Annotated in this window: 25 protein-coding genes; 5 read left to right on the top strand and 20 right to left on the bottom strand. The window is 67.1% G+C overall.

Going from position 1 to position 23,130, the window contains the following annotated elements; genetic code table 11:
• Window positions 1-8: 8 nt before the first annotated feature.
• Both ACYVAG_RS12350 and exaC read right to left on the bottom strand, forming a co-directional pair.
• Complete coding sequence (locus ACYVAG_RS12350; protein ID WP_460770084.1) at window positions 9-488, bottom strand: DUF779 domain-containing protein; 480 nt, start codon at window positions 486-488, stop codon at window positions 9-11.
• Window positions 488-2,011: an acetaldehyde dehydrogenase ExaC gene (exaC, locus tag ACYVAG_RS12345; RefSeq protein WP_460770083.1), complete on the bottom strand. Its 1,524-nt coding sequence runs from the start codon at window positions 2,009-2,011 to the stop codon at window positions 488-490. The genes ACYVAG_RS12350 and exaC overlap by 1 nt, the downstream gene beginning before the upstream one ends.
• Window positions 2,012-2,161: 150 nt before the next feature.
• Between exaC and ACYVAG_RS12340 the strand changes: the two genes are divergently transcribed.
• Window positions 2,162-2,383, top strand: coding sequence for a hypothetical protein (locus tag ACYVAG_RS12340; RefSeq protein ID WP_460770081.1), 222 nt, complete (start codon window positions 2,162-2,164; stop codon window positions 2,381-2,383).
• Window positions 2,384-2,407: 24 nt separating this feature from the next.
• Here ACYVAG_RS12340 and ACYVAG_RS12335 read toward each other — a convergent pair whose 3' ends face one another.
• The 6 genes from ACYVAG_RS12335 to ACYVAG_RS12310 form a co-directional block, all read right to left on the bottom strand.
• On the bottom strand, window positions 2,408-4,096 hold the full coding sequence (locus ACYVAG_RS12335; RefSeq protein ID WP_460770080.1) for an FAD-binding protein: 1,689 nt from the start codon (window positions 4,094-4,096) through the stop codon (window positions 2,408-2,410).
• 119 nt (window positions 4,097-4,215) lie between these two features.
• Complete coding sequence (gene aztD, locus ACYVAG_RS12330) at window positions 4,216-5,454, bottom strand: zinc metallochaperone AztD (RefSeq protein ID WP_460770079.1); 1,239 nt, start codon at window positions 5,452-5,454, stop codon at window positions 4,216-4,218.
• Between the two features lie 84 nt (window positions 5,455-5,538).
• Window positions 5,539-6,267, bottom strand: a complete 729-nt coding sequence (locus ACYVAG_RS12325; RefSeq protein ID WP_460770077.1) for a DNA alkylation repair protein — start codon at window positions 6,265-6,267, stop codon at window positions 5,539-5,541.
• A 42-nt stretch (window positions 6,268-6,309) separates the two neighbouring features.
• Window positions 6,310-6,726, bottom strand: a complete 417-nt coding sequence (locus tag ACYVAG_RS12320; protein ID WP_460770076.1) for a hypothetical protein — start codon at window positions 6,724-6,726, stop codon at window positions 6,310-6,312.
• Between the two features lie 4 nt (window positions 6,727-6,730).
• A complete protein-coding gene (locus ACYVAG_RS12315) occupies window positions 6,731-7,129 on the bottom strand; it encodes a thiol-disulfide oxidoreductase DCC family protein (protein ID WP_460770074.1) in 399 nt (132 codons plus the stop codon).
• A gap of 9 nt (window positions 7,130-7,138) precedes the next feature.
• Window positions 7,139-7,471 (bottom strand): hypothetical protein, encoded by a 333-nt coding sequence (locus ACYVAG_RS12310; RefSeq protein ID WP_460770072.1) that lies wholly within the window; start codon window positions 7,469-7,471, stop codon window positions 7,139-7,141.
• A 59-nt stretch (window positions 7,472-7,530) separates the two neighbouring features.
• On the opposite strand from ACYVAG_RS12310, the gene ACYVAG_RS12305 reads away from it, so the two are divergent.
• The 3 genes from ACYVAG_RS12305 (at window position 7,531) to ACYVAG_RS12295 (ending at window position 9,223) form a co-directional block, all read left to right on the top strand.
• A complete protein-coding gene (locus ACYVAG_RS12305; protein ID WP_460770070.1) occupies window positions 7,531-8,310 on the top strand; it encodes a LysR substrate-binding domain-containing protein in 780 nt (259 codons plus the stop codon).
• Between the two features lie 369 nt (window positions 8,311-8,679).
• Window positions 8,680-8,937 (top strand): type II toxin-antitoxin system Phd/YefM family antitoxin, encoded by a 258-nt coding sequence (locus ACYVAG_RS12300; RefSeq protein ID WP_460770068.1) that lies wholly within the window; start codon window positions 8,680-8,682, stop codon window positions 8,935-8,937.
• A 1-nt stretch (window position 8,938) separates the two neighbouring features.
• Window positions 8,939-9,223, top strand: a complete 285-nt coding sequence (locus tag ACYVAG_RS12295) for a Txe/YoeB family addiction module toxin (protein WP_460770066.1) — start codon at window positions 8,939-8,941, stop codon at window positions 9,221-9,223.
• Window positions 9,224-9,467: 244 nt separating this feature from the next.
• Here ACYVAG_RS12295 and ACYVAG_RS12290 read toward each other — a convergent pair whose 3' ends face one another.
• The 8 genes from ACYVAG_RS12290 to ACYVAG_RS12255 all read right to left on the bottom strand — a co-directional run bounded on the left by ACYVAG_RS12290 (window position 9,468) and on the right by ACYVAG_RS12255 (window position 18,551).
• Window positions 9,468-9,797 (bottom strand): metal-sensitive transcriptional regulator, encoded by a 330-nt coding sequence (locus tag ACYVAG_RS12290; RefSeq protein WP_460770064.1) that lies wholly within the window; start codon window positions 9,795-9,797, stop codon window positions 9,468-9,470.
• Between the two features lie 11 nt (window positions 9,798-9,808).
• Window positions 9,809-11,956 (bottom strand): heavy metal translocating P-type ATPase, encoded by a 2,148-nt coding sequence (locus ACYVAG_RS12285; protein ID WP_460742078.1) that lies wholly within the window; start codon window positions 11,954-11,956, stop codon window positions 9,809-9,811.
• Window positions 11,957-12,025: 69 nt separating this feature from the next.
• Window positions 12,026-12,622 (bottom strand): YdhK family protein, encoded by a 597-nt coding sequence (locus tag ACYVAG_RS12280; RefSeq protein WP_460770062.1) that lies wholly within the window; start codon window positions 12,620-12,622, stop codon window positions 12,026-12,028.
• Window positions 12,623-12,769: 147 nt separating this feature from the next.
• Complete coding sequence (locus ACYVAG_RS12275; protein WP_460770060.1) at window positions 12,770-13,111, bottom strand: hypothetical protein; 342 nt, start codon at window positions 13,109-13,111, stop codon at window positions 12,770-12,772.
• Window positions 13,112-13,163: 52 nt separating this feature from the next.
• Complete coding sequence (locus ACYVAG_RS12270) at window positions 13,164-15,434, bottom strand: heavy metal translocating P-type ATPase (protein WP_460770058.1); 2,271 nt, start codon at window positions 15,432-15,434, stop codon at window positions 13,164-13,166.
• A 66-nt stretch (window positions 15,435-15,500) separates the two neighbouring features.
• Entirely contained in the window at window positions 15,501-16,400 is a 900-nt protein-coding gene (locus tag ACYVAG_RS12265) for a heavy-metal-associated domain-containing protein (protein WP_460770057.1), read from the bottom strand.
• Window positions 16,400-16,609 carry a heavy-metal-associated domain-containing protein gene (locus ACYVAG_RS12260; protein ID WP_460770055.1) on the bottom strand — a complete coding sequence of 70 codons (210 nt, stop codon included), beginning with the start codon at window positions 16,607-16,609 and terminating at the stop codon, window positions 16,400-16,402. Before ACYVAG_RS12260 ends, ACYVAG_RS12265 begins: the two co-directional genes overlap by 1 nt.
• Window positions 16,610-17,075: 466 nt before the next feature.
• On the bottom strand, window positions 17,076-18,551 hold the full coding sequence (locus ACYVAG_RS12255) for an MFS transporter (protein ID WP_460770054.1): 1,476 nt from the start codon (window positions 18,549-18,551) through the stop codon (window positions 17,076-17,078).
• Window positions 18,552-18,805: 254 nt separating this feature from the next.
• Here ACYVAG_RS12255 and ACYVAG_RS12250 point away from each other — a divergent pair, with 254 nt between their 5' ends.
• Window positions 18,806-19,438 carry a TetR/AcrR family transcriptional regulator gene (locus tag ACYVAG_RS12250; RefSeq protein ID WP_460770052.1) on the top strand — a complete coding sequence of 211 codons (633 nt, stop codon included), beginning with the start codon at window positions 18,806-18,808 and terminating at the stop codon, window positions 19,436-19,438.
• A 156-nt stretch (window positions 19,439-19,594) separates the two neighbouring features.
• Here ACYVAG_RS12250 and ACYVAG_RS12245 read toward each other — a convergent pair whose 3' ends face one another.
• The 4 genes from ACYVAG_RS12245 to ACYVAG_RS12230 all read right to left on the bottom strand — a co-directional run bounded on the left by ACYVAG_RS12245 (window position 19,595) and on the right by ACYVAG_RS12230 (window position 22,877).
• Window positions 19,595-20,062 (bottom strand): hypothetical protein, encoded by a 468-nt coding sequence (locus tag ACYVAG_RS12245; RefSeq protein ID WP_460770050.1) that lies wholly within the window; start codon window positions 20,060-20,062, stop codon window positions 19,595-19,597.
• Between the two features lie 373 nt (window positions 20,063-20,435).
• Window positions 20,436-21,470, bottom strand: a complete 1,035-nt coding sequence (locus ACYVAG_RS12240; RefSeq protein ID WP_460770048.1) for a TniB family NTP-binding protein — start codon at window positions 21,468-21,470, stop codon at window positions 20,436-20,438.
• The gene (locus ACYVAG_RS12235) at window positions 21,461-22,063 is read right to left on the bottom strand and encodes a Mu transposase C-terminal domain-containing protein (protein WP_460770046.1); all 603 of its coding nucleotides are present in this window, start codon (window positions 22,061-22,063) and stop codon (window positions 21,461-21,463) included. Before ACYVAG_RS12235 ends, ACYVAG_RS12240 begins: the two co-directional genes overlap by 10 nt.
• A complete protein-coding gene (locus ACYVAG_RS12230; protein WP_460770045.1) occupies window positions 22,050-22,877 on the bottom strand; it encodes a hypothetical protein in 828 nt (275 codons plus the stop codon). Before ACYVAG_RS12230 ends, ACYVAG_RS12235 begins: the two co-directional genes overlap by 14 nt.
• Between the last annotated feature and the right edge of the window lie 253 nt (window positions 22,878-23,130).

The following is a 23,130-nucleotide window of genomic DNA, read 5'->3' as shown; positions in this document are numbered from 1 at the left end:
GGTCCTGTTCAGTTCAGGATCCGCGACCGGATCAGGAAGCGCTTGCCCTCCGGAGCCTCCACGCTGAACCCGGCACCGCGCCCCGGCACCACGTCCAGGGTCAGGTGGGTGTGACGCCAGAGCGCGAACTGTTCGGCCGACATCCAGAACTCGACGGGGCTCTCGCTGCCGTCGTCGAGGGGGAGGTCGAACGTGCCGAGCAGGACGTCGGCGTCGGAGGTCAGGAAATCGCCCACGGGGAAGCACATCGGTGACGACCCGTCGCAGCAGCCGCCGGACTGGTGGAACATCAGCGGGCCGTGGCGATCAACGAGCAGCCGCAGCAGCTCGGCCGCGGCCGGCGTCAGGGCGACGCGGGAATCCGCCTCGCCCTGGATCGCCGGCCGGGCGTCGAGACTCCTCGACTCGCTGCGCTCGCTCGGAGAACGTGAAGTCTCGCTGAGCTCGCTCGGAGAACGTGGAGTCTCGCTGGGCTCGCTCGAGGGCATCAGAAGAATCCCAGCTTGGTCTCCGCATAGCTGACGAGCAGGTTCTTGGTCTGCTGGTAGTGGTCGAGCATCATCAGGTGGTTCTCGCGTCCGATGCCCGAGGACTTGTAGCCGCCGAACGCCGCGTGGGCAGGGTAGGAGTGGTAGTTGTTCACCCACACGCGACCCGCCTGGATCGCGCGGCCGGCGCGATAGGCGGTGTTGATGTTGCGGCTCCACACGCCGGCGCCGAGGCCATAGAGCGTGTCGTTGGCGACGGAGATGGCCTCGTCGTAGTCGGAGAAGGGCGCCAGGGCGAGCACCGGGCCGAAGATCTCTTCCTGGAAGATGCGCATGGAGTTGGTGCCTTCGAAGACGGTGGGCGTGATGTAGAAGCCGTTCTCGAGGTCGCCGCCGAAGCCGGCGCGCTCACCGCCGGTGAGGATCTTCGCGCCCTCGTCCTTGCCGATCTGCAGATAGCTGAGGATCTTCTCGAGCTGGTCGTTGGACGCCTGCGCGCCGATCATGGTGTCGGTGTCCAGCGGGTTGCCCTGCTTGGTGGCCTCGACCCGCTTGAGGGCGTCTCCGACGAAGGAGTCGTACATCCCCTTCTGCACAAGGGCTCGCGAGGGACAGGTGCAGACCTCGCCCTGGTTCAGCGAGAACATCGCAAAACCTTCGAGCGCCTTGTCGTAGTAGTCGTCCTTGTCCTGCGCGACGTCGTCGAAGAAGATGTTCGGCGACTTGCCGCCGAGCTCGAGCGTGACGGGAATGAGGTTCTGGGACGCGTACTGCATGATGAGGCGGCCCGTGGTGGTCTCGCCGGTGAAGGCGATCTTCGCGATGCGTTTGTTGGAGGCAAGGGGTTTGCCGGCCTCGGCGCCGAAGCCGTTCACGATGTTGAGGACGCCCTCGGGGAGGAGGTCGCCGATGATCTCCATCAGCAGCATGATGGATGCGGGCGTCTGCTCGGCCGGCTTGAGGACGATGCAGTTGCCGGCGGCGAGCGCGGGGGCGAGTTTCCATGTGGCCATAAGGATCGGGAAGTTCCACGGGATGATCTGGCCGACGACGCCGAGCGGCTCGTGGAAGTGGTAGGCCACGGTGTCGTCATCGATCTGGCTCAGAGTGCCTTGCTGGGCACGGATCGCGCCGGCGAAGTAGCGGAAGTGGTCGATGGCCAGGGGGATGTCGGCGGCCAGGCACTCGCGGACGGGCTTGCCGTTGTCCCACGTCTCGGCGACGGCGATCTTCTCGAGGTTCTCCTCGATCCGGTCGGCGATCTTGTTCAGGATCACCGCGCGCTCCGCGGGGGAGGTGCGGCCCCAGGCGGGGGCGGCCCTGTGTGCCGCGTCCAGGGCGAGCTCGATGTCCTCGGCCGTCGAGCGCGCGACCTCACAGAACGTCTGGCCCGTGACCGGCGAGGGGTTCTCGAAATAGTCGCCCTTGACGGGGGCCACCCACTGTCCGCCGATGTAGTTCTCGTAGCGGGACCTGAAGGCGACGACGGCACCCTCGGTGCCGGGGTTGGCGTAGACGGTCATGCGGACTCCTCGTTGAGCGCGGTACGCAGCGGCGTACGGGATTGGCAGGGTGACGTGGGTCACCCGGTCCCAGTCACCGTAGGCGCTAACCGGCTCGGTCTCAATGGGTCACGTGCGGCGGCGGGCAGCTCGTCGGCTACGGTCGTCCGCATGACCAACGAATCCGCGACCGGGCCGAAGGCCGAGGCGCTCCAGGCCGTCATCGATCGCGTCGTCTCCTACGAGGAGTCGGCCACCCCCGAGACCATCCGCACCCAGCTCGTCGAGGGCCTCGGGGAGGCCGGTGTCACGCTGGACGACGGCCAGATCGACCGTCTCGTCCAGCGCATCGCCGACGATCCCGAGGACATTGCGGCGGCCGACTACCTGTGAGCCGCCGTCGCTGAGCGAGGCCGCTCAGCGGGCCGCCGCCTCGCCCGCCGCGTGCAGGGCGGCCACGTGGCCGAACACCAGTCCCTGGCCGATCGTGCAGCCGGGGCCCGGATAGAACGTGCCGAACGCATTGCCGGCGGCGTTGCCGATGGCATAGAGGCCGTCGATGGGGGAGCCGTCGGCACGCAGGGCCCGGGCGTACGCGTCCGCGCGTACGCCGCCGCAGGTGCCGAGGTCTCCCGGAACCACCTTCACCGCATAGAACGGCGCCTTCTCCACCGGCGCGAGGTTCGGGTTGGGGAACTGGCGGGGGTCGCCGTAGTAGTGGTCATACATCGAGTCGCCGCGGCCGAAGTCGTCGTCCTTGCCCTGGCCAGCCATGAGGTTGAAGCGTTCGACGGTGGACGTGAGTTCCGGGAGGCCGAGCTGGGTGGCGAGTTCGGCGATCGTCGATGCCTTCTTGGCGATGCCGGCGTCATACCAGGACCTGGGCAGGTCCATGCCGGGCATGGCGCGCGTGCCCAACAGGTACCGGTTCCGGTGGTTCGTGTCGATGATGAGCCACATCGGCAGGTGTGGCGCCCCGCCGTCGTCCTGGCCGAGGATCTCCTGCCCGGCCGTCATGTAGTTCACCGACTCGTTGAAGAAGCGGCGGCCGGTGCCGTCGACGATGATGCTGCCCGGCAGTGAGCGCTCCGCGAGCATGGCGAGCGGCGAACCGCCTGCTGGGTTGGGGATCGCGGGGAACCACCACGCCTGGTCGAGGAAGGCCATGTCGGCTCCCGCCGCGGCGGCGATCTCGAGGACGTCGCCGGTGTTGGCGCGGCTGCCCAGGCCCCAGTGTTCGGTGAGGGCGGGGGACTGGAACTTCTGGCGCAGCTGGAGGTTGTGCTCGAACCCGCCCGAGGCGAGGATCACGCCGCGGCTCGCGGCCACGTCAACGCTTCGTCCGTCGCGCCGGACGGTCACGCCGGTCACGCGGCCGCCGTCGGTGCGAAGGCCGGTGAGCGGCGCCTCGGTCCAGATGTCGACGCCCGCCCGGCGGAGTCCGGCGATGAGCCCGGCCGCCAGGGCCTGGCCGCCGGCGAGGTAGTGGCGCCTGATGAGTTTGCCGCCGACGCCCTGGGTCACACGCTTCGCGGCGGTCAGCAGGCCGCGGGGCTGACGCGTCATGAGATTGATCCAGCGGTAGTCGGCCCCGGTGATCGGCATGGGAACCGGGCTCTCCATCGACGTGGGTTGGAGCAGTTTCAGGTCGTCGCCGAGGACCGATGCGTCGAAGGCGTCGGATTCGCAGGCGCGGCCGCTGGGCGCGGCCCCGGGGATGTCGGTGAAGTAGTCGGGGTAGTCGCGCATGTGCACGAAACGGTTGGGGGCGTACTTGCGCAGCATGGTGACCGCAGCGGGCCCGTGGTCGAGGTAGGCCTGATAGCGCTCGCGCGGTGCGACGTCGCCGATCAGGTTGTCGAGGTAGTCGCCGGCGCGCTCGCGGCTGTCGCGTGCGCCATGGTCGGCGAGGATCGAGTTGTTGGGGATCCAGAACCCGCCGCCTGACATCGCCGTCGAGCCGCCGAGGTGGGGCGCCTTCTCGACCAGGAGGGTCCTCAGCCCGCGGTCGGCCGCGGTGATGGCGGCGAGCATGCCGGTGCCGGAGCCGACGACGATGACGTCGTAGCTGAGGAGGTCGATGCTCTGGTCTGCGTGCTGGCTCATGGCCGTTCCCTTCGTCGTTGAAGCTGGTCGGCTCCATCTTCGTCTGGCGGGGCGGCACACGGACTCGGGGGTGGGCTGCTTGCGCAGCCCACCCCCGTGACCTTTCGCTGTCGGTCGGGTCAGTCCTTGTGCTCGTGCTGCTCGCCCTGGACCAACGAGACGATCTCGTTGGGCGCGTGCGGGAGTTTCACCGAGTCGACGACCTTCTGGCTGGCGAGATGGACGGCATGCACGGTGTTCGTGGACGGCTCGGTCACGAGGGCGACGCCGCCGGACACGGCGAGCGTGGGGCGCTCGCGCTGCCACTTGATCGGCTCCTCCCACGGTGCGGTCACCTTGATGCGGTTGGTGATGGCGCCCGTCGTCGGGTCGATGACGGTGAGGTTGCCGTCAGTGGTCAGGACCAGCGCCTCGCCCTTGGGGCCGCGACCCAGCGAACGGAAGCTGTAGGACGCGCCGAGGTCGACCAGCTTGAGTTCCTTGGCCACGCTGTCGATGAGGCTGATGCGGGTCGGGCGCTCGAGCTCGGCGTCCTTGTCGACCTTGTAGTCGCCGAGGGTGACCGGCGAGGCCTCGGAGCCCGCCTGGTTGCCGATGCGGCCGTAGGCGTCCGGTGCCTTCACCTTGGTGAACTGCTTGCCGTCGAAGACGAGCGCGCCGTCGGTGCAGCCGATCACGACGTGGTCGTCCTTGGCCACGCTCTCGCCGTGGAGGCCGGGGCAGTCCTTGCTCTCGGTGATGGTCTTGCCCCCGGAGTCGATGACGGCGGCACCCGTACGCGTCTTCTCGTCGCCCACCGAGACGAGGAGCTGCTCGTCGTGGAGCGGGACCGCGACGCCGTGGTGGGCGTGGGGGGCGGTCCAGGTCGGCTTCTGTGCGGGCCCCTTCGTCAGGTCGGCGACCTTGTGCACCTGCACGGTGCCGGCGCCGTCGGACCACAGCGCGACCTTGTCCTCGTGGCGCACCGCATGGCCTGCCTTGGGCGCGGGGAAGACGGTCTTCGTCAGCCCCGGCGTGGTGGCGTAGTAGTGGAAGTGGTCGCCATGGCCCTGCGCCTCCACGCCGGTGTCGAGGAGCTGGAAGCTGTCGGCGTTGGACACGAACGCGTGCCGCTGGTCGCCCGCGGGGTTGAGCCGCAGGAAGCCCGGGTGGGGGATGTCGGCGACGACCTTGAGCGAGTCTCCGTCCAGCACCATGAGCCCGCCGTCGTAGGTCGCCGCGACGCGGGGCCCTGAGATCTCGACGCGTGGCGGCTTCGACTCGGGTGCGGTGGCGGCCTGGCCGCCGGCATTGCAGGCGGTGGTGGCAAGCAGGGCGGTCGCTGCGGCGGCGACGAGGGCGCGGCGGGGAAGGCTCATGAGGGCTCCTAACTGCACATGATTATCAGATGCGATGCAATCTAGACGGTCTCCTGCCGTTGGGCAAACCAGTTCCGGGGTGCCTCAGCGCCGGTCGAGGAGGCGCCTGCGTACGCCTGGCTCGTGCTTCTCCACGGCGTACCGGAGGGCAGTGCGCGGCATCGTTGCGGCGTGCTTCTCGAGGAAGGCGGCGACGGCTGCGCGGTCGCGCGATCCGAGCTCCTTGAGCATCCAACCGACCGCCTTGTGGATGAGGTCCTCGTCGTCGTGCAGCAGCCGGGCGGCGACCGACAGGGGGAGCGCGGTCTCGCCGGCGCGGATGGGGCCCAGCATGGCGACCATCGCGAGCCTGCGGCGCCAGAGCAGGGGAGAGGTGACCAGCGGATCGAGGACGGCATCCCTTTTTTCCGTGGACTTTCCGACCAGCCACGGGCCGAGCGTGTGCGGTGCGACGGTGTCGACGAGGTCCCAGTTGTCGAGGCGATCGGTGCGGCGCACGACGAGGTCGACGATGGCGTCCTTGATTCTGGGTGGCGTCCGCTTCGGCTTGGACAGTTCGGAAAGGAGGATGGCCGCGAGCAGGCGTACCTCGTGGATGTCGTTGTCCAGAAGGGAATCGAGGTCGTCGAGGGTGACGCTCTTCCTCGCATCCCGGGCGATCGCGCGCAGCGCGGGGACGCTGACGCCGACGAAGCGGTCGCCCTCGGGGTTCTCGCCGGGACCGGCCCTGAAGAACCGCGCCTTGGCCAGGGCGTCGTCGGGATTGCTTGCCTCGACGACGATTGCCGCGAGACGTTCGGCGAAGGCGGTCACGGATTCGGGAGGATGTCGTGCGTGGCGGCCAGTTCCATCGGGTCAGCCCTGGGCGTCGGTGAGGTTCTCAGTGGTGATCCAGTGGGCGTCCATCACGACATAGGGGCCCGGTTCAGCCTCGTCGACGCCGTCGGGGATGACGTTGTCCATGCGCATGCGGAGGCCGCCGTCGGTGGGGGAGAGCTCGATGGTCCAGCCCCAGCCGGAATAGGTCATCGCGAGGTGGACCGTGTCGTCGGTGACGCGTCCGGTGAGCTGGCCGAGCTGGGGCTTCTGGTGCCACGATTCGACCCAGGCCGCGGTCAGGGAGCCGTCGTCGTCGGGGGAGCCGAGCAGGAGGGTGCCGGACTGGGCGCCGTCGGCCGCGCTGGACTCTCCGCGCACCAGGTCGTCGGTGGGCATCAGCCGGAAGGCGCAGGTGCCGGCGTACGACCCGAGGGGGAGGGGCATCGCGTCCATGGGCTCAGCCTTTCGTTGCGGGGTTGGCGGGCATCGCGCAGGCCTGCGTACCGCCCGTCAGGCGATGGCGGTTGGCCGCCACCCAGCCGTAGACGGCGGAGGCGGGGCGCTCGAGCAGACGCGAGTCGAGGGCGTGACCGGCGAGGCGGAGGGGGAGCGGCCCGCACTTCAGGATCTCGGCCCAGGCGTGGTGTCCCCACGCGACACGGCCCTCGGCGGTGACCGCCGGCATCTCGGCCACGGCGCGATCGGGATCGATGCCGAGCGCCTGGAGGTCCGCGGCCTGGATCGAGGAGACCTCGATGCCGGAGCTGATACGCGGGATGTACGCCGCGCACCGGGTGCAGAAGCCGCAGTCGGCGTCATGGAGGACGAGGAGCTGGGGCGTACGCGGGAATTCCATGGGAAAAGTCTAGTCAGGGGCCTCGGCGAGCTTGTCCGCCAACCAGTCCGGAGTGTGCGCGGCGTCCCGCGGGAAGACCCTTGCGTCCTCGACGTACGCCAGGTCGGACGGAGGGACGTGGAACGCGGGCTGCGAGTCATAGTCGAACCGGGTGTCGGCGGTGCCCTCGCGTCGCACGAGCACCTCCATGGTGAACCAGGTGCCGACACCTGGTGTGTACATGAGGTGGCGCAGTCGCTCGGCGGCGCGCTCTGCGGCTGAAGGAGCCAGAGTCCGAAGCTCGGGTCCGCCGTCGCTGATGAACACGGCGTACGACCTCACCGGGGCCGTCATGTGCGCCACGAAGCGAGCGGTACGCCAGTCGCCTGCGACGTTCGAGCCGACCAACTGCGCTCTCGCGGATGAGCGCTGCCTGCTCCAGGGGACCAGTGAATGCGGAGTCTGGCGGACTCGGAGCGCTGTTGGGTCCGGGTCCCAAGGTCGAACCCGCGCTCCTGGAGGCGACCTTCTCGATCCAGTCAGCCGATGTCGTGGCTGCGGCGATGGCTCCCTCGCTCCTGCGGTTCGCCAACGAGGAGGCCCCCGGAGTGACTTTCAGGTTTCGTCCCGAGGAGGGCGAGGCGAGCCCTGGGCTTCGCGACGGCCGGATCGACCTGGAAGTGGGATCGATCGATCATGTGGACCCGGAGACCAGGGTCGACGAGCTCGTCAGGCTGCGTATGGTGGCGGCCGTGAGGTCTGGACACCATCTCACCCGAGGAGTCGTCACCCCGGAACGGCTGGCGGCCGCCCGACACGTGGTCGTGAGTCGTCGAGGGCGCTTCTCCGGCCCCCTCGACGCGGCACTGGCCGGACTGCAGCTCGAGCGTCGCGTGGGCATCGTCGTGCCGAGCCACGTGTCGGCGATGTCCCTCGCCGCGCGAACCGACTTCGTGTGCCTCGTTCCAGCCGGGCCTGCGGATGAGGCCCCGTCCTTGCTGACTGGCGTGGCTGTGAGCATGGGACTGCAGCTGATCGACATTCCCGTGGAGCTTCCCTCGTTGATGATCGGCATGGCCTGGCACCCGCGGTTCGATGCAGACGGGGCTCACCGATGGCTTCGTTCTGCGGTCCGCCGGACGTTCCGTCAGCGGATCGGGCCTGGAGCCGCGGGTCTGCGTGACGGTGAGGAACAGTGGTGACACGAGGTGCTTGTCCGGAGCGACCGGCGTGACGCTTCGGCGGAACACGTCATCGGTGGAGTCCAGCCAGGCGAGCGCGTCCGCGACCTGGGCACGCTCGAGATCGTCGTGCGGGGTGATGCCGGCCACGAGGTCGCGCGCTGATCGGGCGGCGTCGGTGATCGCGTTCACGGAACGTGACTGTAGTCGAGTGTGGCTGCCCGCAGGCGATCGTCATCGCGGACTTACCGAGCGGGTGGTGGAGTTGAACCGCGTAGTCACGGCTCAACTCCGCCATCCGAGCGGTCAGAATGCGCAGCGAGATCGTTGGGCCGGGGCGGTGCTTGGGGTCACCTCATGCCGTACACTTTTCTGTACAGGAGGCTCACCATGAGAACAATGAGTTACACGGAGTCGCGAGCGCACTATGCGGAGGTGCTCGACGCTGTCGCCAACGACCGGGAAGAGGTCATCATCACCCGGGCGGGCCACGAGTCCGTGGTCATCGTGTCTCTCGAAGACTACGAGTCCCTGCGTGAGACGGCCTATCTGATGCGGTCTCCGGCCAACGCACGGCGACTGCTTGACGCGATGGAGAGCCTCGAGAGCGGGAAGGGGCAGGCGCACCAGATCTGCGAGGCCGACTGACGTGCTGCTTGTGTGGGACGAACACGCCTGGGATGACTACCTGTGGTGGCAGGTGCAGGATCGCAAGACTCTGAAGCGGATCAACGGGCTGCTCGTGGACATTCAGCGGCACGGCAACGAGGGCATCGGCAAGCCGGAACCGTTGAAGCACGACTTCGCGGGCTATTGGTCCCGTCGCATCACCGATGAACACCGCCTCGTGTACAAGATCGCCGGGAACGAGGTTCGGATCGCGGCTTGCCGTTGTCAGGTTGCATCCATGATGAGGCACGAGCGTCGATTCTGACGCGGTGCCTCAGGTTGGATGCAACCACAGCGACGGATATTTTGCATCCAACCTGAGGCAAACTGACTTGGGAGCCCCCACTGGATACTTGGGATTCTGCTTCGCACGCTTCATAGCGGGTGGGGGCCGGATCGAATATGGCCAGTTCGATTGGTTGAGAATTGGTCGATGTGGCGCCGCTGGCGAGCCTCGCGTAACCCTTGGTCGAGTCCGCCGCCAGGGGCGTGACGGGTGGGCTTGGTTCTTAGGAGCGGACGAGGCGGTTGATGGCGTCGGTGGCTTCCTGGATCTTGGCGATGGCGGCGTCGTTGTCGCCTTGCTTGGCGGCGTCGAGGACGCAGTGCTTGAGATGGTCGTCGAGTAGGCCGGTCGCCACGCCCTGCAGGGCCCGGGTGAGCGCGGAGACCTGGGTGAGAATGTCGATGCAGTACTTCTCGTCGTCGATCATCTTGCCGATGCCGCGAGCCTGGCCTTCGATGCGTTTCATTCGGCTGCGGTAGCGGTCCTTGTCGCTGATGTAGCCGTGTTGATGAGTCCCGGTGTCGGACCCGATCTCGGTGGTGTCGGTGTTCATGGGGGTGTCCTTCACTTGTGGTGCTCCAGGACGGAGCGGGTGCTGGCTTCTGGGGTGAGGTCGATGCGCCGCAGTAGCTGGGCGTTGAGCGCGACGACGACGGTGGACAGGGACATCAGGATCGCGCCGATCGACATGGGCAGGACGAACCCGATGGGGGCGAGGACGCCGGCCGCGAGCGGGACGGAGATGAGGTTGTAGCCGGCGGCCCACCACAGATTCTGCTTCATCTTCCGATAGGCGGCGCGGGAGAGCTGGATGACCGAGAGGACGCTGCGCGGGTCGGAGCTGGCGAGGATGACGCCGGCGGAGGCGATGGCGACGTCTGTTCCGGCTCCGATGGCGATGCCGACGTCGGCTTGGGCGAGTGCGGGGGCGTCGTTGACGCCGTCGCCGACCATGGCGACCTTCTTGCCCTCGTGCTGCAGCGCGGCGACCGTGGCGGACTTGTCTTCGGGGCGGACCCCGGCGAAGACGCGGTCGATGCCGAGTTCCTGGCCGACCTCGTTCGCGACGGCCTCGGCGTCGCCGGTGATCATGACGACCTCGACGCCGAGCCGGTGCAGCGCTTCGACGGCGTCGCTGGACTCCGGGCGGACCTCGTCGGCGAGCTTGAGGCCGCCGATCACGTCGCCGTTCTGCAGGACGTGCAGGATGATCGCGCCCTCGGTTCGCCAGATTTCGGCGGCATCGATCTCGTTCTGCCTGGTCTCTTCGAGCAGTCGAGGTCCGCCGACGCGAATCTCCTGGCCGGCCACGGTCGCGGTGACGCCGACCGCAGGCGAGGAGGTGAACCCGCCGGCCGGCTTGAGGGCGAGACCGCGTTCCTTGGCGGCGGCGACGATGGCCCGGGCGAGGGGGTGCTCGCTGTCGGCCTCGGCGGAGGCGGCCAGGGCGAGCACTTGGTCGGCGTCCTGGTCTTCGGTCGGCTCGACGCCGGTGACAATGGGCTCGCCCCGGGTCAACGTGCCGGTCTTGTCGAACAGAACTGCATCGACTTGCCGCATCGATTCCAGGGCGAGGCGGTCCTTGATCAGGACACCGCCGCGCGCGGCGCGCTCGGTGGCGATGGACACGACCAGTGGGATCGCCAGGCCCAGGGCGTGGGGGCAGGCGATGACCAGCACGGTGACGGTGCGCACTACGGCCTCATCAGGCAGCCCGAAGAGCGTCCAGACGACTGCCGTGATCAGGGCCGCTCCGAGGGCGAACCAGAACAGCAGGGCGGCGGCGCGGTCGGCGATGCGCTGCGCGCGGGAGGAGGAGCCTTGCGCCTCGGCGACGAGCCTGTTGATGCCGGCCAGTGCGGTGTCGTCGCCGGTGGCGGTGATCTCCACGCGTAGGCCGGAGTCGGTGGCCACGGTGCCGGCGGTGACCTGGTCGCCCTCGCCGCGGGCGACCGGGCGTGACTCTCCGGTGATCATGGACTCGTCCATGTCGGCGCGGCCGTCGACGACGGTGCCGTCGGCGGGAACGCTGCCGCCGGGGCGGACGATGACGACGTCGCCGATGCGGAGGTCAGTCGGGTCGACCTTGATGACGTCGTCGCCCTCGACGCGCTCGGCCTCGTCGGGCAGCAGTGCGGCGAGGGAATCGAGCGCGGAGGTGGTCTGGGCCAGGGAGCGCATCTCGATCCAGTGGCCGAGGAGCATGATGACGATCAGCAGCGCCAGCTCCCACCAGAACTCGAGCTCGTGGTGAACGAGCCCGACGGTGGCGGCCCAGGAGGCGAGGAACGCCACGGTGATGCCGAGCGCGATCAGCAACATCATCCCGGGCTGACGGCTCTTGAGTTCGCTCCAAGCACCGGTGAGGAACGGCGTGCCGCCCCAGGCGTACATGACGGTGCCGAGCACCGCAGCGGCCCAGCCCGCCCAGCCGGGCACGGAGTACCCCAGAAGCATGGCGAACATGGGGGAGAGCGCGACCACGGGGACCGCGATGACGAGGTTGATCCAGAACAACCGGCGGAACTGGCCCACGTGGTCCCCATGCCCGGCATGTCCGCCATGGCCGCTGCCGTGATCGTCGTGTCCGGCGTGGTCCATGCCATGGCCGTCGTGCGCCGCGTGCGCGCCGTCGGTCGCCGTGACGGCGTCGGGCTCGCCGTGCACGGCCTCGTCGGCGTCGCCGTGGTGGTGCGTGGACGGGTTCGTCATTGCTCTCGCTTCCCCTCGATCGGGTCTGGTCTATCTCGCCACGGGCCTTCTGGGGCTCCGACGGACGGCTCAGGAGGCCGGCTTGATCTCGCTCTCGACGACCCACTTGTGGTTGGTCATCTTCATTCCGTCAGCCTCGTAGTCGACCATGTAGACGGTCTCGTCGGTGGAGGAGGCAATGGTGGCCTTCGCGTCCTTCATGCCCTTCATGTGTTCGGCCTCCAGGGTGACCTCGGTGCCGTCGGCCAGGCGCTGGTCGCCGGCGTCTTTGATCTCCTCCTGGACAACCCACTTGTGGTCGGTGATCGGCTCCCCGCCGGAGGTGGGTGTGAAGTTCACCGCGTAGGTGGAGGTGTCGAATGCCCCGGCGATCGTGGCCTTCGCGCCATCCATGCCCTCCATGTGGTCAGCAGTGAGCGTGACCTCGGTGCCGACGGGGTACTTGGCAGACGCAGCCTTCTCAATGCCCGCGGGAGCAGGCCCGCCGTCCATCGGGTGCTCCATCCCGCCGCTGTCAGAGCCGCTGCCACTGCTTCCGTGGCCCTCGTGCTGGCTGGTCGACGAGGGGGTCGCTTGGTCCTGGTCTCCTCCGGTGCTGCAGCCAGTGAGCACGAGTGCTCCTCCGAGCACTCCTGCGGCGACGGTGGTCGTGAGGCGCTTACGCATAAAGTCTCCTATTGATTCTGGTCCGAGCAAACTATACCCCTCTGGGGTATCTTCCAAATGTCGATCGGCGGCGTGGAATCGCTCAGCGACGATCCAGTCGACCCCGGGCGGCAGCAGTGATGCTGCAGCCCCGGGTGCGTCGAAGGATCAGGCCATGTTGGCGGCGTACTTGGCTGGATCGGAGTCGAAGGTCGGTCCGCAGCCTGGGCAGCAGAGCCAGTAGCGCTGCCCGTCGTAGTCACGGAAGAGGCCCTTTTCTTCGGCGTCCTGTTTGTTGACCGGATTGCCGACCATGACGGGGCAGGTGGTCGTGGCGTCGCTTCCTTGGACGAGGAGGTTTTCGCGATGGCCGAAGTCGGCGGCGGGGTTTTCTGTGCCGGCTGTGCCGCAGCAGCTGGAACCGGCGCTGATAGGCGCCTTGGGGGAGGATGCCTCCGGTGCGGAGGAGGTGCTGCAGCAGCTGTCGGAGTTCTGGTGTTCGTTGCTCATTCTCGAGGAATGCCTTTCGTGTTTCGTGTGGTTGGGTGTGGGTTCTGCGGGGTCACTGCTTGGCGACACTGCCGAATCCGCGCAGGCGGAGGCTGTTGCCGACGACGAAGACGCTGGAGAACGCCATCGCCGCGCCTGCGAGCATGGGGTGGAGCATGCCCAGCGCAGCGACCGGGATGGCCGCGACGTTGTAGGCGAACGCCCAGAACAGGTTGGTCTTGATCGTGCTGAGGCTCCTGCGGGAGAGCCGGATGGCGTCGACCGCGGCCCGCAGGTCCCCGCGCACGAGGGTGATGTCGGAGGCTTCGATGGCGACGTCGGTGCCGGTGCCCATCGCCAGGCCCAGATCGGCTTGGGCGAGGGCGGGGGCGTCGTTGACGCCGTCGCCGACCATGGCGACGACCTTGCCCTCTTCCTGGAGTCGGGTGACGACGTCGACCTTGTCCTTGGGCAGGACCTCGGCGATGACCTGGTCGATGCCGACCTCGGCGGCGATCCGGCGGGCGACGGCCTCGTTGTCGCCAGTGAGCAGCACGGGGGTCAGGCCCAGGTCCTCCAGGCCCTGGATCGCCTCGGCACTGGTGGGCTTGACGGTGTCGGCGACGACGAGGATCCCGCGAGCCTGTCCTTCCCAGCCGACGGCGACGACGGTCTTGCCCTCGTCCTCGGCTGCGGCCTTGGCGGCGGCGACGACGGGGGAGAGGTGCTGGGACCAGTCGGCCAGCAGGGACTCCCGGCCGACGAGCACGCCGTGGCCATCGATGACTCCCCGGACGCCCTTGCCTTCGATGTTCGCGAAGTTCTCGGGCGTGGGCAGCTGCCCGACCTCCTGGACCGCGCCCTTGGCGATGGCCTGGGCGATCGGGTGTTCGGAGGCGTCCTCCAATGCGCCTGCCAGGCGGAGCAACTCGGTGCGGTCGGTGCCCGGTTCAGTGATCGCGTCGACTAGGGTCATATTGCCGGTGGTGACCGTACCGGTCTTGTCGAGGACGACGGTGTCGACTGTGCGGGTGGACTCCAGCACCTCGGGGCCTTTGATGAGGACGCCCATCTGTGCGCCGCGGCCGGTGCCGACCAGCAGCGCGGTCGGGGTGGCCAGACCCAGGGCGCAGGGGCAGGCGATGACCAGGACCGCGACCGCTGCGGTGAAGGCGGCGGAGACGGGGAATCCGGCACCGAGCCATGCGCCGAGGGCGATGACCGAGATGGCGATGACGATCGGGACGAACACGCCGGAGATCCGGTCGGCCAGGCGCTGGACCGCGGCCTTGCCGGTCTGGGCGTCCTCGACGAGTTTGGCCATCTGTGCCAGTTGGGTGTCCGATCCGACGCGGGTGGCGCGAATGACCAGGCGGCCGCCAGCATTGACGGTCGCACCCGTGACGGGATCGCCTTCGCGGACCTCCACGGGCACGGACTCTCCGGTGAGCATGGAGGCGTCCACGGCCGACGCCCCGGAGGCAACCGTGCCGTCGGTGGCGATCTTCTCGCCAGGGCGGACGACGAACTCGTCGCCGACGGCCAGTTCGGCGGTCGGGATCTTGACTTCTGCCCCGCCGCGCAGCACCGAGACTTCCTTCGCGCCGAGTTCGAGCAGTGAGCGCAGCGCGGCACCGGCCTGGCGTTTGGAGCGCTTCTCGAAGTAGCGGCCGGCGAGGATGAACATGGTCACCCCGGCCGCGGCCTCGAGGTAGATGTTCCCGGCTCCATCGGACGGAGCGATGGTGAACTCGAAGGGATGGGTCATCCCCGGTGTCCCCGCGGTGCCGAGGAACAGGGCGTAGAGCGACCACAGGAACGCCGCGGTCGTGCCCATCGAGATGAGGGTGTCCATGGTCGCGGTGCCGTGGCGCAGGTTGGTCCAGGCTGCCTTGTGGAACGGCCACGCCGCCCACACGATCACCGGTGCGGCAAGCGCGAGGGAGGCCCACTGCCAGTAGGTGAACTGGAGCGCGGGGACCATCGCCATGGCGATCACCGGGACGGTGAGCACGATCGCACCGATGAGGCGGTGCTTGAGCGACATCAGCTCGGAGTCGGGAGCCTGGTCGCCGTCCTCGGTCTGACCCGACGGCTTCGCGTCCTTGGGCTGGGGCATGGCGGCGGAGTACCCGGTCTTCTCGACCTCGGCGACCAGCACGGCGGGGTCGTACCCGTCGGGCACGGTGACCTTGGCCTTCTCGGTGGCGTAGTTGACCGTGGCCGAGACGCCGTCGAGCTTGTTGAGCTTCTTCTCGATCCGGTTCGCGCAGGAGGCGCAGGTCATCCCGCCGATCTGGAGTTCGATACCGGAGTTCGCAACGAGCGGGGTTGGTGCAGTCATCCTCAGTCCTTCTTTCTCTCAGCCCTGCGGCGACCAGAGCTGTGTCGGGTCGTCACACGAATTGGGTCAGTGATTGGCGTCGACCACGAACTCGGCGGTGCGGACCTTGCCATCGACCTGGAAGTCCAGGTACAGCAGGTATCGGCCGGCGGTGGGGACCTCGGCGGCGAAGCCGATCTCCGGGCCCCCGGTGTCGCCCGTTTGGGGTTCTCGGCCGGTGGGGTGCACGTGCAGGTAGGCCAGATCGCCCTCGCGCAACGCGACTAGGTGGCCGAACGCGCCGAGGTATGGCTGCAGTGCCGTGACCGGCTTACCATTGCGCTCGACGGTGGCCGTCAGTTCGCTCGTGCTGCGGGCGCTCAGGCCCCCGTCCAAGGTGACGGTGTACCCGTCGACCTCGTCGGTGCGCGAGACCTTCGCCTCGACCGGGGCGTGGTCACCGGCGACCTCGACGGCGCGGCTGAGCGTGACGGCCTCGGCGTCCTGCCCGACCGGGGTGAAGTCGGTGTACACGCGGTACGTTCCCGCCTTGTCCCAGCTCCACGACGGCACCTGCCAGGTGCCGGTGGCCTCGTCCAAGTCCGGGTGCACGTGGCGGAACTGCGTCCCGTCGGTGCGCACCACGATCAGGTGCAGGTCTTTCTCGTGAGCCGTCGTGTACTTCGTCACCGGCTGCCCGTCCTCATCAAGGATCCGGAAGCTCAGCACGCCCGCATCGTCGGTACCAGAGGGCGCTGTCACGGGGGAAAGGGCGTAGCCGGCGGCACTGGCCGACACGCCGTTGATCGCATGCTCCACGGATTTCTCTTCGGCGCCGTGACCCTCGCCGTGCGAGCCCGAGTCGCTGCTCTGGGCCCAGGCGGCGACGGCGCTGTCAGGGACGGCGACGCCGGCGAGCCCGAAGGCTGCACCGAACGCCACCACCAGCCCAGCGCCGTAGGCAGCGAGCCTGACTGGTGCCTTCATCACACACGCACCGCCGTGTAGCCGGCTTCCTCGACCGCGGCCAGAACCTTCGCGTCGTCGACCTCGCCGGAACCGGAGACGACGAGCTTGCCGGTCTGCGCACTGACCTCGATGTCGGTGACGCCGGAGACCTCGCTGACCTCCTCGCGGACCGACATCTCGCAGTGCCCGCAGGTCATGCCCGTCACCTGGTATTCGTTGGCAGTCATCGAATCTCCTCCTCAATGTGGATACCCCCAGCGGGTATCTGTACGCGGTAACACTATACCCCCGCGGGGTATTCCTGCAAGGATGGACGGCCAGCGTCTGCTAGCGCGCCTCAGCCGGTGGCGGGACGAGCGCCCACGGGTCCGTGGAGCTGCCACCGTCGTGGAATTTCCCAACGTCGGGGCAACCTGGGCCCCCTTGCCCGGTCTTGGCATCTGCGTGGTGTGAGAGACGGGGTGGATGCCTCTGACGCGCCGCATCGAACCAGGCAGCGCAGCACGCGCCGCACTGTCGGTGACGGTCTGAGAGCGTCGATGGTGTGGCCGAGCATGGCCATCGTGGCTCCTTCGTCGTGGTTCGGCGGGCTCTTCGCGGGACGGATCTGCCGTCCTCCGGTGCTCGTGCTGCAAGTGGTCGGCGTTCGTGTCCGGCGGCTCGTTCGGCCGCCGGACACGAAGCGTCGGGGTATCACGACTCGTGAACTGGCTCCTTCTCGGCCTCGTTCTGCGTCTGTCCGGTGGGGCGGATGTGGCGCAGTCCGACGGCGGCGATAATCGCAGCGACGGCGGCGATGGTCGCGGAGGTGATCCCTGCGGCGTTCAGTCCGGTGGTGAACGCGTGCTGGGCCGCGGTCGTCAGTGACTCTCCGAGGTTGCCGGGCAGTTGCTTGGCGGCGGCGATGGCCCCGTCGATTCCGGTCTGCGCCGCGGCCGCCGCCTCCGGTGGCAGGCCATCGGGCAGGGAGCTGGTGATCTGGCTGCGATAGGCGGCGATCCCGATGCTGCCGATGACTGCGACGCCCAGGGAAATGCCCAGGTCGTTGACGGTCGTCGCGAGCCCGGAGGCACCGCCGGCCTTCTCCGGCGGGACCGAGCTCACCACCAGGTCCGTGGTCAGCGCCATGGACGGCGCGACCCCGGGGTAGGTGACGACGAAGCTCGCGATCACCAGCGCCAGACCGGTGCCGGCGTCCAGCTGGGTGAACAGGACGTAGCCAACGACCTGGGTGAGCAGCCCGACTGCGATCACATTGCCCGGACGGAATCTCCGGGCGAGCATCGGTGAGAGCGTCGAGACGACGATCAGGACTGCCGCGGCCGGCAGAATCGACAGCCCGGCCTGCATGGGCGAGAGTCCCTGCACCTGCTGCAGGTACTGAGTGAACAGCGAGTACACCCCGCCCAGCGCCGCGGCCGACAGGAGGAACACCGCGAGTGCTGCGCTGACGGTGCCGTTGGCGAACAGTCGAACGTCCAGCAGGGGCTGGGTCGCGCGAAGTTGCCGGATCACGAACCACAGCCCGACCAGTGCTCCGGCGAATAGTAGGCCGATCGACGGTACGGCCGGTTCTTGGGTGGCGAAGCGCTTGACCCCGTAGATGATGGCCAGCAGTGAAGCGACCAAGAGCAGTGCGCTGAACAGATCGATCTTCGCAGTCGGATCTTTGTGCTCGGGCAGCAGCAGCGGCGCGCCGATGGCCACCAGTGCCATCACGGGCACCGCCACCAGGAACGTCGCCTGCCAGCCGAAGACCTCCAGCAGTAGACCAGACAGCAGTGGGCCGAGGGCGACACCGGCGGAGATCCCGCCAGCCCACACGCCGATCGCAACCCCTCGCATCTTCGGGTCGGCAAAGAGCACGAAGATCAGCCCGAGGGTGGACGGGAGCATCATGGCTCCTCCCAAGCCGAGGACGGCGCGCCAGGCGATCATCAGCTCGGGACTGGTGGTCAACGCCCCAGCGATGGACACGATCCCGAACAGGGCCGCGCCGATCACCATGAGCAGTCGCTTCCCGATCCTGTCGCCAAGGACACCCATCGCGACGAGGAACCCGGCCATGACGAACCCGTAGATGTCGAGGATCCACAGCAACTGTGGACTCGTCGGGTTCAGATCAGCAGCCATGTTCGGGGCCGCCAGGAACAGGATCGTCAGCATCATGAACAGCAGGGTCGACGGAATCACCAGGACCGTCAGGCCCCACCACTGCTTTGCGCTGGCCCGGGGCGCAGGTGCATTCGTCTCAGGCATGGTGCACCTTCTTGTTCTGCGTCGTTGTTCTCATGGCTCCATTGGTCCTTTCGTTCTCGACAGGGTTGTCACGGGCCGGGGGCCCTGAACCGAAGTCAAGCATCGGTGTACGACTTCCAACGGCTATAGTAGCTCGTATATTCCCGTACGAGTTAGGGGTGGGTATGGCGAACGACAAGGCCGCAGTTGGCGCGGGTGAGCAGAAGCCCGTGCGACGAGGTAAGACGGCCAACCAGCGGGCAGACGCTCAGCGCAATCGGGCGAAGATCCTTGCGGCGACTCCCGACGCGCTCAGGAAGGACCCCGATGCCTCCGTCGCCGACATTGCCGCCGAGGCGGGCGTCGGCCGGATGACGCTCTATGGGCATTTCAAGACCCGTGCCGAGCTCATCGACGCGACGCTCGCCGACAGCCTTGAGCGGGCCGAGGCTGTCTTGGCCGACGTACCCCTCGACGGTGATGCAGGCGAGGCGTTCGAGGCCCTGATCACACCGAGCTGGATGCTCCTGGAGCGCATCCGCGCTGTGCTCGTGGTGGCTCAGCGTGAGTTGCAGCCGGCTCGCATCCGCGAGATGCACCAGAAGGCCGAAGCCCGGATGCGGGGCCTGATTGAGCGCGGCCAGCGGGAAGGCGTCTTCCGCAGCGATCTGCCTGTCGACTGGCTCCTCGCGGTCACCCACCTGAGCATGAATGCCGCAGCCGAAGAGGTCACGGCCGGTCGGCTCGACAGCGATGACGCAGCCCGCGTCATCGTCGTCACCTTGCGCTCCGCGTTCGCGCCAAATGGTCGTAACTGACCCATCGGTGCGCTGGGCCGCGCCTCGTCGTCCTCGCGAGCTGGTGATGCCCGAGCAGCCCGTCGTCGTCCGGCCTCTCGCCAAGCGCGTCGCCCGCGAGCGCAGGTCTCCACCGTCCCGGCAATCCCGTGATCGGTGGGGTCCTGTCGATGAATGTCAGGGCCGGCTATGTCTGGAGCTGGGGCGCGCTGCCATACGGAAGAACGCGTCATAGGCTCCGGTCGGTGTGTAGCGCCCGGTGACCTCCTGGCGGATTTGGTTCCTGTACGTGTCGATTTGCCGAGGGCCGAGGGACTGCCAGTCCTTGCCGCGTGGCAAATCGATGAAAATTGTGGTCAATGCCACCGTGGAAGGGTAGGAGCTCGCCTCCAGAACCATGCCGTGGCCGAGGCGGTCGACTTGATCCCGCAGTAGGAGGCCGCGTTCGCGAACCCGTTCGGGAAGGAGCCCTCGGTCTGCGTAGACCAGCGCTACTTCGCGGGCGTCTTCGTAGGCGCGCAGCACCACCGGGCGTCCAAGGTCCCTGATGAGGTGGCGGTGCTGTCGAGCGGCTCTGCTCAACTCGGGGTAGATGTCTCCGAGCAGCAGTTGCTGATGCGGAGTTGCGGCATTGCCGATCCACATCCGGTGTTTGGTGCAGAGGACCTCATCGTGTTGGTAACTCACCAACGGATACACATGGTCCGGGCTGTGCCGAAGTGCGCATCGCCGGCACGCGGCCCTGCTGGGTGGGTGAGGGAGACCTCGCAACGATCCGACAGCGGACCGGCCGTCAACAAGGTCGGGAATCGCCAAGGCGAGCACATGCGTGGTGACGCCCGAGAGTGCCGCCAAGTTATTCAATCGGTCGCGACCAGGTGCCCGGACCAAGGTTTGGATGAGGTCCGATCGTATGCGATTGGCGCGTGAGAGCCGCTCAATATAGGAGTGTGTGGTCTCGTTGGGGAAGGGGCGTACCGTCTTTGGTAACGCGCGTAGCGGTGGCTCTAACGGGTCTTCAGCCCGCACGAGCAGTCCTCAAAGGTGGGCGTGGGGTGACACTCTCGGCGGCGTGGTCGATCTGTACGCGGTCGAGCAGATCTCGGTCGATAGTCTCGGTTTCATCGAGGATGGCATCGATCGCTGCGGACCTGACAAGGTGGGACAAGCTGCTGATGCTGCCACCTGTGCGCCGGTGGAGGTATGTGGCGTGGCCTACCAAGGTGCCTGGGGCGTGGCGTTCGAGGCGCAGTGCTTGTTCGAGTGTCGCCACCAACTGAACCCATTCGTCGGTGTTCGGAAACGGCCCTGTCTTGGTGAGGGAGTAGCGACCCGAGATCTGTTGGCCGCGAACTCCCGAGAACAGTCCCGTGGACTCCACGTTGATGCCTGCGTACACAAACGTTGCGGGCAGATGATCGGTGAAGTACTTCAGATGGTCGGACATGTCTTCGCCGGCGCTGGTGGCCAAGTTCAGGTTATGAATCTCATCGACTATGACGAGGTCGGTTCTGCTGGACGTCAGGACATCGCAGACTCGATCGGCGATGTCGACGACGTTTTGGCGTGGTGTGCTGGGCAGTCCGAGGAAATGGGCGAACTCGCTGGCGAGTTTCTTGGGGGAACCCTTGGGTGGGGTGGTGATGTAGACGACCGGGATTCGATCCTGACCGGGGTACTTGCGTCGTATGGACAACTCGTGGGTCTTGCCGAGCTGGTGGATCGACGTGGTCTTGCCGCTGGCCCAAGGCCCAGAGACGATCAGGCCTCGCCGGGCACTCACTTCCCGTTGGTTCAAGAGCATCAGCTTGCGGCCTTGTTTCGTGACTTCTCGAACGGAGGAGGTCTGCACGACGACCAAGGCGGAGTGGTACGCGATGCGCCGATCGTTGTAGGAACGCTGGTCCGCCTCAGGCAGCCCTGCATGCAGCCTGGGTGGTTCAAGAGTGAATGTTGCGGGAGGGCGTTGCACAAAGCGACGCCAGCCTTCCAAGGTCGTTACCGGGATCCGGACACTGTCCAGTCCATCCTCGCTTTCGTTGGTCACCACCATGTGGATGCTTCCTGTTCTGCGTCGTAGACCGGCAGGGGAATCACTTTGGCGAGGGTTTCGTCTGGGATGGGTTCCGAGGGCGCTTGCCGGGCCGGGGGAGGGGGAGGCTTGTCAGTCGTGTCGGCTACCGGCTGGCGTTCGTTGCGGGCCTGTCTGGCGGCGTTGTCGCGTGCTCGGGTGCGTCGTGCCTTCTTGGTTGTCCTCTTCTGTGGTGTTGTCGGGTTGTGCGCCCGGTCGAGCAGGTCATCGACTGCGGCGTGGATCTCTTCCTCGGTCGGTCTGTCGACGCCGCGTTCCTTGACCAGTTGTTGGGACTGGCGCCAGACATCGGCACCGAATGGCGCGGGTGCAGCCGCGAGACGTCGCCAGGGGACCATCGTCATACCTTCAGGAAGGCGTACCCACACGCGCGTCACGTCGTAGGGGTCGTAGTGCACCGGCCAGCGGTTAGTTGTGGACGTCATGCCGGAGGGCCGGTGTCGATAGGGGTTCAGCGCTTCGCAGTCGTAGACGCGGTGGTTGACCTTGATGCCTTCCGAGCCGATTACCCGGTTGACCGTTGGTTGCAACTCAACGTAGTCATCGGCACTCAAGGGCACTGGGACATAGCCTGCGACGGCGACCATCGCGGCGTACATCTCGTTCGGGGTCAATACGGTCCGCGTGGCGAGGGGGTCGCGCAGGCCTTGGTGGCGACGGTTTTGCCAACCTGTCACGATCCATTCGTCGAGGAGAATGTTGAAGTTCGACGATGCTAAATGCGGCTGCTTGCTCGGCGTTCTTGCCGCGACGCTCCACGCTCGAGCCAAGGTATCCGCGCACGTGCTGAGCGAACAGAGTCCCCACCGATTGGAGTGTTCGTTCGATGTGCGGCTTGTCTGTCGGGGTGTCCTGATGCGCCGGCTGGATGGTGATGCCCAGCGTACGACAGGCATTTTGGAAGGCCCGGCTCACGTAGACCGATCCGTGATCCATCACGATCGTCTCGGGCATGATCACCGGCCGCGCCGCGGCATTACTCATCCGTTCGTCGATATTGGACAACTCTTGGAACGGAAGAGCCGAATAGGACATATGCAGGGTCTCGGTCCACCCTGGGCGCATCTGTTCCGGGGTGAGTGCGTGTGCCAGCATGGACGCGACATCGACTGCTTTGGTCGTTGGACGCAAGACTTGGGCCATGACGGTCCTTGTTGCCACGTCCACCATTCCAGATAGTTCAACCCGACCAACGACGCCTTCATCGAGAACCACGGCGATGTCCAGGGGAGTGGAGTCGACCTCAACATATTCGCCGGGTCGGGCTGGGTGCACCGCCGAGAACTGCCGTTGCGGTTGCTGGGCCAGTGTGCGCCGAGTGCGGGCCGATCCGGTGGCGTGACGGCCGTTGGCTGTCTCGGCAACCATTCGTCGCAGCGTAGCCGTGGGGGGTGTCAGATGGTCTGTGTAAGTGGGGGTCTCCGATTGAAGGAGATTGACTGTGTCTATGACCAAGCCGAAGAAGGGCGCCGAGGACGAGCCTGAGGCGCGCCAGTTACGTCGTGAGCTGTTCGACGACGCGATGCTCGACAAGTTGATGGCCGCGACCGGTGAGCGGGGCGTGGCGTTGACCGGGGAGGGCGGATTCCTGCCCGAGATGATCAAAGCCGTCCTCGAACGC

The organism is Mariniluteicoccus flavus (genome assembly GCF_054776655.1).
The sequence above is the reverse complement of the archived record's forward strand: the minus strand, read 5'-3'. Positions and strand labels throughout refer to the sequence as shown.

Bases quoted from the DNA above. Each gene is read 5' to 3' on its own strand.
- ACYVAG_RS12335 (WP_460770080.1), bottom strand. From the start codon at position 4,096: ATGAGCCAGCACGCAGACCAGAGCATCGACCTCCTCAGCTACGACGTC.
- ACYVAG_RS12255 (WP_460770054.1), bottom strand. From the start codon at position 18,551: ATGATGCTGACGATCCTGTTCCTGGCGGCCCCGAACATGGCTGCTGAT.
- ACYVAG_RS12285 (WP_460742078.1), bottom strand. From the start codon at position 11,956: ATGACGAACCCGTCCACGCACCACCACGGCGACGCCGACGAGGCCGTG.
- aztD (WP_460770079.1), bottom strand. From the start codon at position 5,454: ATGAGCCTTCCCCGCCGCGCCCTCGTCGCCGCCGCAGCGACCGCCCTG.
- ACYVAG_RS12340 (WP_460770081.1), top strand. From the start codon at position 2,162: ATGACCAACGAATCCGCGACCGGGCCGAAGGCCGAGGCGCTCCAGGCC.
- ACYVAG_RS12245 (WP_460770050.1), bottom strand. From the start codon at position 20,062: ATGTGGATCGGCAATGCCGCAACTCCGCATCAGCAACTGCTGCTCGGA.
- ACYVAG_RS12290 (WP_460770064.1), bottom strand. From the start codon at position 9,797: ATGAACACCGACACCACCGAGATCGGGTCCGACACCGGGACTCATCAA.
- ACYVAG_RS12320 (WP_460770076.1), bottom strand. From the start codon at position 6,726: ATGGACGCGATGCCCCTCCCCCTCGGGTCGTACGCCGGCACCTGCGCC.
- ACYVAG_RS12260 (WP_460770055.1), bottom strand. From the start codon at position 16,609: ATGACTGCCAACGAATACCAGGTGACGGGCATGACCTGCGGGCACTGC.
- ACYVAG_RS12240 (WP_460770048.1), bottom strand. From the start codon at position 21,470: ATGGTGGTGACCAACGAAAGCGAGGATGGACTGGACAGTGTCCGGATC.
- ACYVAG_RS12315 (WP_460770074.1), bottom strand. From the start codon at position 7,129: ATGGAATTCCCGCGTACGCCCCAGCTCCTCGTCCTCCATGACGCCGAC.
- ACYVAG_RS12270 (WP_460770058.1), bottom strand. From the start codon at position 15,434: ATGACTGCACCAACCCCGCTCGTTGCGAACTCCGGTATCGAACTCCAG.
- ACYVAG_RS12300 (WP_460770068.1), top strand. From the start codon at position 8,680: ATGAGAACAATGAGTTACACGGAGTCGCGAGCGCACTATGCGGAGGTG.
- ACYVAG_RS12265 (WP_460770057.1), bottom strand. From the start codon at position 16,400: ATGAAGGCACCAGTCAGGCTCGCTGCCTACGGCGCTGGGCTGGTGGTG.
- exaC (WP_460770083.1), bottom strand. From the start codon at position 2,011: ATGACCGTCTACGCCAACCCCGGCACCGAGGGTGCCGTCGTCGCCTTC.
- ACYVAG_RS12250 (WP_460770052.1), top strand. From the start codon at position 18,806: ATGGCGAACGACAAGGCCGCAGTTGGCGCGGGTGAGCAGAAGCCCGTG.
- ACYVAG_RS12350 (WP_460770084.1), bottom strand. From the start codon at position 488: ATGCCCTCGAGCGAGCCCAGCGAGACTCCACGTTCTCCGAGCGAGCTC.
- ACYVAG_RS12230 (WP_460770045.1), bottom strand. From the start codon at position 22,877: ATGGTTGCCGAGACAGCCAACGGCCGTCACGCCACCGGATCGGCCCGC.
- ACYVAG_RS12280 (WP_460770062.1), bottom strand. From the start codon at position 12,622: ATGCGTAAGCGCCTCACGACCACCGTCGCCGCAGGAGTGCTCGGAGGA.
- ACYVAG_RS12275 (WP_460770060.1), bottom strand. From the start codon at position 13,111: ATGAGCAACGAACACCAGAACTCCGACAGCTGCTGCAGCACCTCCTCC.
- ACYVAG_RS12305 (WP_460770070.1), top strand. From the start codon at position 7,531: ATGAGCGCTGCCTGCTCCAGGGGACCAGTGAATGCGGAGTCTGGCGGA.